We start from the raw sequence: 8,246 nt of genomic DNA, 5'->3' as shown, positions 1-8,246 counted from the left end.
TTTGCCTGGCGGCAGTAGCGCGGTGGTCCCACCTGACCCCATGCCGAACTCAGAAGTGAAACGCCGTAGCGCCGATGGTAGTGTGGGGTCTCCCCATGCGAGAGTAGGGAACTGCCAGGCATCAAATTAGTAAAGTTCGCTTTTACGCGGATTGTTATAAGAATTAGCGTGCTGATATGGCTCAGTTGGTAGAGCGCACCCTTGGTAAGGGTGAGGTCCCCAGTTCGACTCTGGGTATCAGCACCAGTAATAAGCGTAGAGTTCGGTAAATTACAGAATTTGCCTGGCGGCACTAGCGCGGTGGTCCCACCTGACCCCATGCCGAACTCAGAAGTGAAACGCCGTAGCGCCGATGGTAGTGTGGGGTCTCCCCATGCGAGAGTAGGGAACTGCCAGGCATCAAAAAAAGACAAAAGCCCTGCACAATGTGCAGGGCTTTTGTCTTTTTGTTCTACGGATCAGCGATTAAGCACGCAATATTCAAACAAAAGGCCATCCTCAGGATGGCCTTTTCTATTTCTGCGCTCTACTCATCAGTGATTAGAGCTTTGCGAGATCCCGATCCCTGTTTGTGACCGCACAAACTGAGGGTAGAAACGCTCCCTTTCTTTCTGTCCTTCCAGTGAGTTATCTGTAATCGAGAAGAACCAGGTACCGGCAAAAGCAACAATCATCGAGAACAGCGCGGGGTATTCGTAAGGATAAATGGGCTTAGCATGTCCTAAGATCTGGACCCAGATAGTTGGCCCGAGAATCATCAATATGACTGCTGTAAGTAATCCGAGCCATCCGCCAATCATTGCCCCGCGCGTTGTCAGTTTAGACCAGTACATTGAGAGCAGAATAATGGGGAAATTGCAGCTCGCAGCAATGGAGAACGCTAATCCAACCATGAATGCAATATTCTGTTTTTCAAACAGAATACCCAACGCGATGGCGACGATACCAAGCAGAACTACGGTGATCTTCGAAACCCTTAACTCATCACGTTCTGTTGCTTTGCCGTCCTTGATGACGCTCGCATACAGATCATGAGAGACCGCCGAAGCTCCTGCCAACGTTAAGCCCGCGACCACCGCTAAGATTGTTGCGAAAGCCACGGCAGAGATAAATCCGAGGAAGAAGCTTCCACCGACCGCATCCGCTAAATGCACGGCTGCCATATTATTACCGCCGAGTAATATACCGCTGGCATCTTTAAACGCCGGGTTTGAGCTGACCAGAACAATAGCACCGAAACCGATAATGAAGGTCAAAATGTAGAAGTAACCGATAAAGCCAGTAGCATAGAACACGCTTTTCCTGGCTTCTTTGGCATCATTGACGGTGAAGAACCGCATCAGAATATGGGGTAAACCGGCGGTACCGAACATCAGTGCGAGCCCCAGAGACAGAGCGGATATCGGATCTGAAACCAGTCCTCCCGGGCTCATGATTGCAATCCCTTTAGAGTGGACGGCGACCGCCTGAGTAAAGAGGGTATTAAAGTTGAAGCCGACAGATCTCATGACCATAATCGCCATGAATGTCGCACCGGCCAGCAACAGGATAGCTTTGATGATTTGTACCCAGGTCGTCGCCAGCATTCCGCCAAACAACACGTAGAGTACCATCAGGATCCCAACCAGGATCACTGCGACATGATAGTTAAGCCCAAACAATAGCTGGATTAACTTACCGGCACCGACCATTTGTGCGATCAGATAAAGCGCAACAACCACCAGCGAACCGCAGGCTGAAAGCAGCCGGATTGGTTTTTGTTTCAACCGGTATGACGCGACATCTGCGAAGGTATATTTCCCCAAATTACGCAGGCGTTCGGCAATCAGGAACAAAATGATTGGCCAGCCGATCAGGAAACCGATGGAATAGATCAGGCCATCATAACCGGATGTATAAACCAGTGCGGAGATACCCAGGAAAGAAGCGGCAGACATGAAATCGCCAGCAATTGCCATACCGTTTTGCAGGCCTGTAATGCGGCCGCCAGCTGTATAGTAGTCCTGGCGGGACCGTGTACGCTTTGCTGCCCAATAGGTGATATATAAAGTCGCGCCAACAAACAGCACGAACATTACGATAGCTTCAATATTAAGAGGCTGACGTTTAACTTCCCCGGCGATGCCCTCCGCAGCAAGCAAACTGAACGGGAAGGCGAGGGATAGCATCAGTAAAAGAAGAGAGCCGCGACGTGCGATCATGGCTGCACCTCGCGGATAATATCTGCCGTCAGGCGGTCAAACTCGCCGTTCGCGCGAATGACGTAAATTCCTGTCAGCACGAAGGAAATAACGATCAGCCCCACGCCCACGGGAATGCCGCGGGTGATGGTGGCACCGTCATAGAGAGGTGTTCCCAGCCACTGTGGATCGAACGCAATCAGTAAAATGAAAGCGACATACAGAACCAGCGTGATGCCTGACAGCAGCCAGGCAAAACGACTGCGTTTTTGCACCAGTTCCCTGAAGCGCGGATTACTTACAACTCTCTGATAAATGAGATCATTCATCTCAGTGACTCCTGTGAGGCATTGATAGAGTTCACCGCGCCAGGGCGGTGAAAAATTACGACGGCACTTTCATTGATTGTTTTTCTTCCAGCAATTTATCGACTACGCCCGGATCCGCCAGCGTAGAGGTATCTCCCAGATTGCTTGTGTCTCCGGCTGCAATTTTGCGCAGAATACGACGCATAATTTTGCCGGAACGGGTTTTTGGCAACGAATCAGTCCAGTGAAGAATGTCAGGCGTGGCAATGGACCCTATCTCTTTACGCACCCAGTTGCGTACTTCGGTATAGAGTTCCGGTGACGGTTCTTCGCCGTGATTCAGTGTGATGTAGGCGTAAATAGCCTGACCTTTAATGTTATGCGGAATACCCACAACGGCAGCTTCTGCAATTTTAGGGTGAGAAACTAATGCTGATTCAATTTCAGCCGTCCCAAGGCGATGGCCGGAAATATTGAGCACGTCATCAACACGGCCTGTTATCCAGTAATAACCGTCTTCGTCACGACGCGCACCGTCACCGCTAAAGTACATATTTTTAAACGTGGAGAAATAGGTCTGCTCGAAACGTTCATGGTCACCAAACAGTGTACGCGCCTGACCCGGCCAAGAATCGGTGATGACCAGATTGCCTTCGCATGCTCCTTCCTGAGGAACGCCTTCGTTGTCTACCAGAGCAGGCTGAACACCGAAGAACGGCCGCGTTGCCGAACCCGCTTTCAGCTCAGTGGCACCCGGCAGCGGGGTTATCATGAAACCGCCGGTTTCGGTTTGCCACCAGGTATCGACAATCGGGCACTGGCTGTTACCAATAGTCCTGTAGTACCACTCCCAGGCTTCCGGGTTAATCGGTTCGCCAACTGACCCCATGATCCGCAGTGAAGCACGGCTGGTGCCCTCAATGGCTTTATCCCCTTCAGCCATCAGTGCGCGGATCGCCGTAGGTGCGGTATAGAGGATATTTACCTTGTGTTTATCAATAACCTGCGCCATACGGGCCGGTGTCGGATAATTTGGTACACCTTCAAACATCAGGCTGATGGCTCCGCACGCCAGCGGGCCGTAGAGCAAATAGCTGTGGCCCGTTACCCAGCCGACATCGGCCGTACACCAGTAGATATCGCCATCATGATAGTCAAAGGTGTATTTGAAGGTCAGGGCCGCATAGACCAGATAACCGCCCGTGGTATGCAATACGCCTTTCGGTTTACCCGTGGAGCCGGAGGTATAAAGGATGAAAAGCGGATCTTCTGCTTTCATTTCTTCGGGCGGACAATCTGCAGAAATGCCTTCAATTGCATCATGCCACCAGATGTCACGACCCTCTTTCCATTCCCCCTGTTTGCCGGTGCGTTTGAAAATGATGGAATGTGTGATGCTGGTGACCGACGGGTTTTTCAGCGCATCATCCACATTTTGTTTCAGCGGAATGGTACGTCCGGCGCGCAGACCTTCGTCGGCGGTAATCACCAGTCTGGCATTGGAATCGATAATGCGACCGGCAACAGCTTCCGGGGAGAAACCGGCGAAGATAACGGAATGCACAGCACCGATACGGGCACAGGCCAGCATCGCGACAGCCGCTTCCGGTACCATAGGCATGTAAATAGCGACAACATCCCCTTTCTTAACGCCCAGGCCCTTTAAGACGTTAGCAAACTGACAAACATCATGATGAAGCTGTTTGTAGGTGACATGTTTATTCTCGGCTTTCGGGTCATCACCTTCCCAAATCAGCGCGGTCTGATCGCCTTTGTCGCTTAAATGACGATCCAGACAGTTAGCTGCAAGATTCAGAGTGCCATCCTCAAACCAGCGAATATCGACATTCCCCGGCGCAAATGAAGTGTTTTTCACTTTTGTGAAAGGCTTAATCCAGTCGAGCACTTTGGCCTGTTCACCCCAAAATGCGTCAGGATCTTCGACAGACTGTTGATAATACTGCTGATATTTCTCAGGTGTGATCAGGGTACGCTCTGCTATGGAGGCAGGAATAGGGTGCTTATAAACATGGCTCATGGTTTTTCTCCTTTAATTTGTTAATGATATGTCAATAAAAGGTTGGGTGTAGTTTGCGGTATGCCTTTGTTTGTTTTCTGGGGGACAGATCACGCAAGCGGAGAAAAAACAGCAGGATATATTCATTCGTCATGCGGAGCAGTCCACATAAGTCTGGGAAGTTCAGGAGAGAGTGGGAAAGAGATAAAGTTAAAAAATATGATTCTTAATGTGATTATCTGGTTAAAGAAAGCTTAACTCAGGGTTTGGTGTGGAAATTTTCTTATCTATTACGGAACATTTAATATCAGATATTTTAACCTCTGAGTTAATTTCCTTTCATAAATCGCATGTTTAAAGATTAATCTGAGAGTAAAACTCTTAATATTTGCAATTGGCAAATTATTATAACGTTAAATTTAAAATATCAGTATATTGATCTGGCAAGAGAGGGGTGCTCTCTTCGGTACAGCGAAAAATATCGCTTAATAGCTGCTTAATGCTTAATAGCTACCGTTAAATCTCAAGGACTTATTATGTTTAACGCCAAAAGAAAGACACTGGTTATTGCTTTATCTGCCTGTATTTCTGCATCAGCTTTTGCAGATGATACAACGCCTCCGACAGGAGCTGATCAAGGTTCAGGCCGTATTCATTTCACCGGGACGGTTATTAACGCACCTTGCTCAATTGCCGCAGGTGATGAAGACATTAATGTAAACATGGGGCAGGTCGCGAATAAGGTGCTCGAAAGCGGCAATAAATACTCTCAAAACGTGAATTACACCATTCATTTGCAAGATTGTGACCTGACCGCACAGACGGCGGGCACTGTTCAATATCCGGCTATGTCCAAAGTCGCCGTTTCTTTTGCGGGTACGCCTGACAGCAGCGCCGCTGAACTACTGGCCAACACCGGCAGCGCGAAAGGCGCAGGCATCCGCCTGATTGACGCCAACGGTGACCTGCTGAAAGTGGGAGACACCTCTAAAGATATTAACCTGGTCACAGGGAATAATGAGCTGGTATTCGCCGCACGCGTGGAAGCCAATTCTCAGCCTGTTTCAACCGGTACGATCGTTTCTCAGGCAACTTATGCCCTGAACTACAAATAAATATCGCTGCTATTTAGGGGAGTTTTCTCCCCTTTATTTTTTGGCTGTGCCAGCGCCAGGGATTGGTGTGGATTACTATTTTAGTAAGAAGTGATTTTATTATGTCGTTTGCGATGAATAGAACATCGGCTGAAATCAAGAATGTCCTGTGGTTTATTTTTCTTCTGTCAGGATGCTTTATTTCAGTCAGAAGCTTCGCAGTAGAATTTAACGTTAACTTCATTGATTCTGCCGATCGCAATAATGTCGATCTGTCACGATTTCAGGTAGCCGATTATATCGCGCCCGGTGAATACCTGCTGGATGTGGTGCTCAATGGCCGCACGTTCGGCGAACAAAGCGTGATTCACTATATTCCCACTGCGGATAAGAAAAATAGCCGCCTGTGTTTACCGCCGGTGCTGGTGGATAAATTCGAACTCACTAAAGACGCGCGCGAAAAGCTGACTTTGTGGCATCGCGGTGAATGCACATCTCTCGATCAGCAGCAGGAAGTCACCGCACGTTACGATCAGGAAAAACAAACGCTGAATATCAGCATTCCCCAGGCCTGGCTGACCTTTCACGATCAAAACTGGGTGCCGCCCTCACAGTGGGATGATGGCGTCAACGGCGCATTGCTCGATTACAACCTGCTCGGCAGCCGATACATGCCGCAGTCCGGCGACAGCACCACCAGTTTCAGCAGTTACGGCACTACCGGTTTTAACCTCGGGCCGTGGCGCGCCCGTGCCGATTATCAGTATTCTTCGTCGCGCACGTCCGGCGCGCCCGCCAGTGATAAATTCACCTGGACGCAAACCTATCTGTATCGTGCGCTGCCTTCTGTGGGCGCACGCCTGACCGGAGGGCAGACCTATTTAAGCTCAGATATTTTCGATTCATTCCGTTTTCTCGGTGTTTCACTCAACAGCGATCAGCGCATGTTGCCTCCGTCGCTGCGAGGTTATGCGCCGCAAGTCACCGGCATCGCCAAAACCAATGCCAAAGTGAGTATCAGTCAGAACGGGCGGGTGATTTATCAGACCAACGTGTCACCGGGCCCATTTGTGGTTCAGGATCTGACCGAAGCGGTACAGGGCGCACTGGATGTCAAAATCGAAGAAGAAAACGGCAGCGTGACGACTTATCAGGTGACCACCGCGACCATTCCGTTCCTGACCCGCAAAGGCCAGGTGCGTTTCAAAACCGCAATGGGCAAACCGACCACCGGCAGCAGCAATCACGTCTTGCAGCCGGGTTTTTACAGCGGCGAAATGTCCTGGGGTGCGCTGAATGATTTCTCGCTTTACGGCGGTCTGATCAGCACCACCGGTAACTATCAGGCGCAGGCCATCGGCGTCGGGCAAAACCTGCAAAAACTCGGTGCCGTATCTTTTGATGTCACGCGTTCCTCGGCGACCGTACCGGTGGCAGGGAAACAAACCGGGCTGAGTTACCGCGCCAACTACTCCAAGCGGTTTGACTCGACCGGCAGTCAGATTACGTTTGCCGGATACCGCTTCTCGGAAAAAACGTTTATGTCGTTCAGCCAGTACCTCGACAAGGTGAACGGCGACGGTTATTCCCGCGATGACAAACAAACCTACACCGTGACGGCAAATCAGTACCTGCCGTGGCCGGCGATCACGCTCTATCTCTCTGCTACCCACAAGGTCTACTGGAATGAGAGTGCGAGTAACAATTACAGCGTGTCGGTCAGCAAGGTTTTCGATATCGGCCGCTTTACCGGCATTTCTGCGACGTTTTCCGCCAGCAAGCTGAACTACCGCGATACCGATGAAAATCAGATGTTTCTGTCGCTCAGTTTGCCGTTGTCTTCCGGGCAACAGATCAGCTACGACGCGCAGCAGGATTCGCAAAGTGGTTACTCGCAAACGGCGTCGTATTACAACAGCCAGGATCCGAACAATAGCTGGCGCGTGGGCGCGGGCGGGAGCAGCCCGGATCTGCAAAAAGGTAACGGTGTGTTCCGCGCCAACTATCAGCATATGTCGCCGTACGGTCAGTTCGGTGCGAACGGCAGCGTGAAAAATAACGATTACCGCTCAGTGAATGCCAACTGGTACGGATCGTTTACTGCGACAGCGGCAGGCGCAGCATTGCATCAGAGCAGCGCCGGCAGCGAGCCACGCATGATGGTATCAACCGGCGTGAAAGGCATTCCGATCAGCGACGGTGCGTCAGTGACCAACGATTACGGCATTGCTGTTGTGAATGGTGTGTCCAGCTACCAGACCTCCGATATCCGCGTTGATGTGAATAATTTGCCGGATGACGTGGAAGTTTACAGCTCGGTGGTCAGCAAAACCCTGACGGAAGGCGCAATAGGCTTTCGCAAAATCCGCGCCATTAAAGGTGAACGTCTGATGGCGGTAATACGCCTCGCTGATGGCAGCCACCCGCCGCTGGGCGCCGCCGTTACCGACAACAGTTCCGGGTTTGAAGCGGGCCTGATTGGCGACAGTGGTCTGGCGTACCTGGCCGGAGTATCCGGCGAGAAATCCCTGACTGTTCGCTGGGGAGACGGGCAGCAATGTCAGATCCAGGTGCCACCTCAGCCCGTGACATATTCAGGGCAGGTATTGCTGCCCTGCACTTAATAATTTAAACGCTTTCAACAAAG

5 protein-coding genes, 1 tRNA gene and 2 rRNA genes are annotated in these 8,246 nt (G+C 50.8%); 5 read left to right on the top strand and 3 right to left on the bottom strand.

What is annotated here, in order from left to right:
* Positions 1-4 precede the first annotated feature (4 nt).
* The 3 genes from rrf (LC431_RS12030) to rrf (LC431_RS12020) all read left to right on the top strand — a co-directional run bounded on the left by rrf (LC431_RS12030) (position 5) and on the right by rrf (LC431_RS12020) (position 398).
* A 5S ribosomal RNA gene (rrf, locus tag LC431_RS12030) occupies positions 5-120 on the top strand.
* Positions 121-170: 50 nt separating this feature from the next.
* A tRNA-Thr gene (locus LC431_RS12025) sits at positions 171-246 on the top strand.
* Between the two features lie 36 nt (positions 247-282).
* Positions 283-398, top strand: a 5S ribosomal RNA gene (rrf, locus tag LC431_RS12020).
* Positions 399-533: 135 nt separating this feature from the next.
* Here the strand turns inward: rrf (LC431_RS12020) and actP are convergent.
* From actP to acs, 3 genes are read right to left on the bottom strand one after another with little or no spacing between them, the layout of a single operon-like run.
* Positions 534-2,168 carry a cation/acetate symporter ActP gene (gene actP, locus LC431_RS12015; protein WP_370447459.1) on the bottom strand — a complete coding sequence of 545 codons (1,635 nt, stop codon included), beginning with the start codon at positions 2,166-2,168 and terminating at the stop codon, positions 534-536.
* Positions 2,169-2,197: 29 nt separating this feature from the next.
* A complete protein-coding gene (locus LC431_RS12010) occupies positions 2,198-2,509 on the bottom strand; it encodes a DUF485 domain-containing protein (protein ID WP_013573722.1) in 312 nt (103 codons plus the stop codon).
* 55 nt (positions 2,510-2,564) lie between these two features.
* Complete coding sequence (gene acs, locus LC431_RS12005) at positions 2,565-4,526, bottom strand: acetate--CoA ligase (RefSeq protein WP_037034316.1); 1,962 nt, start codon at positions 4,524-4,526, stop codon at positions 2,565-2,567.
* 515 nt (positions 4,527-5,041) lie between these two features.
* On the opposite strand from acs, the gene LC431_RS12000 reads away from it, so the two are divergent.
* On the top strand, positions 5,042-5,620 hold the full coding sequence (locus tag LC431_RS12000; RefSeq protein WP_014411543.1) for a fimbrial protein: 579 nt from the start codon (positions 5,042-5,044) through the stop codon (positions 5,618-5,620).
* Positions 5,621-5,721: 101 nt separating this feature from the next.
* Entirely contained in the window at positions 5,722-8,223 is a 2,502-nt protein-coding gene (locus LC431_RS11995; RefSeq protein WP_153376571.1) for a fimbria/pilus outer membrane usher protein, read from the top strand.
* Positions 8,224-8,246 lie beyond the last annotated feature (23 nt).

This window comes from Rahnella sp. GSA61A (assembly GCF_019969905.1).
GTDB lineage: Bacteria > Pseudomonadota > Gammaproteobacteria > Enterobacterales > Enterobacteriaceae > Rahnella > Rahnella aceris.
Note: the sequence above shows the minus strand (reverse complement) of the source record. Positions and strands in the feature narration are given on the sequence as shown.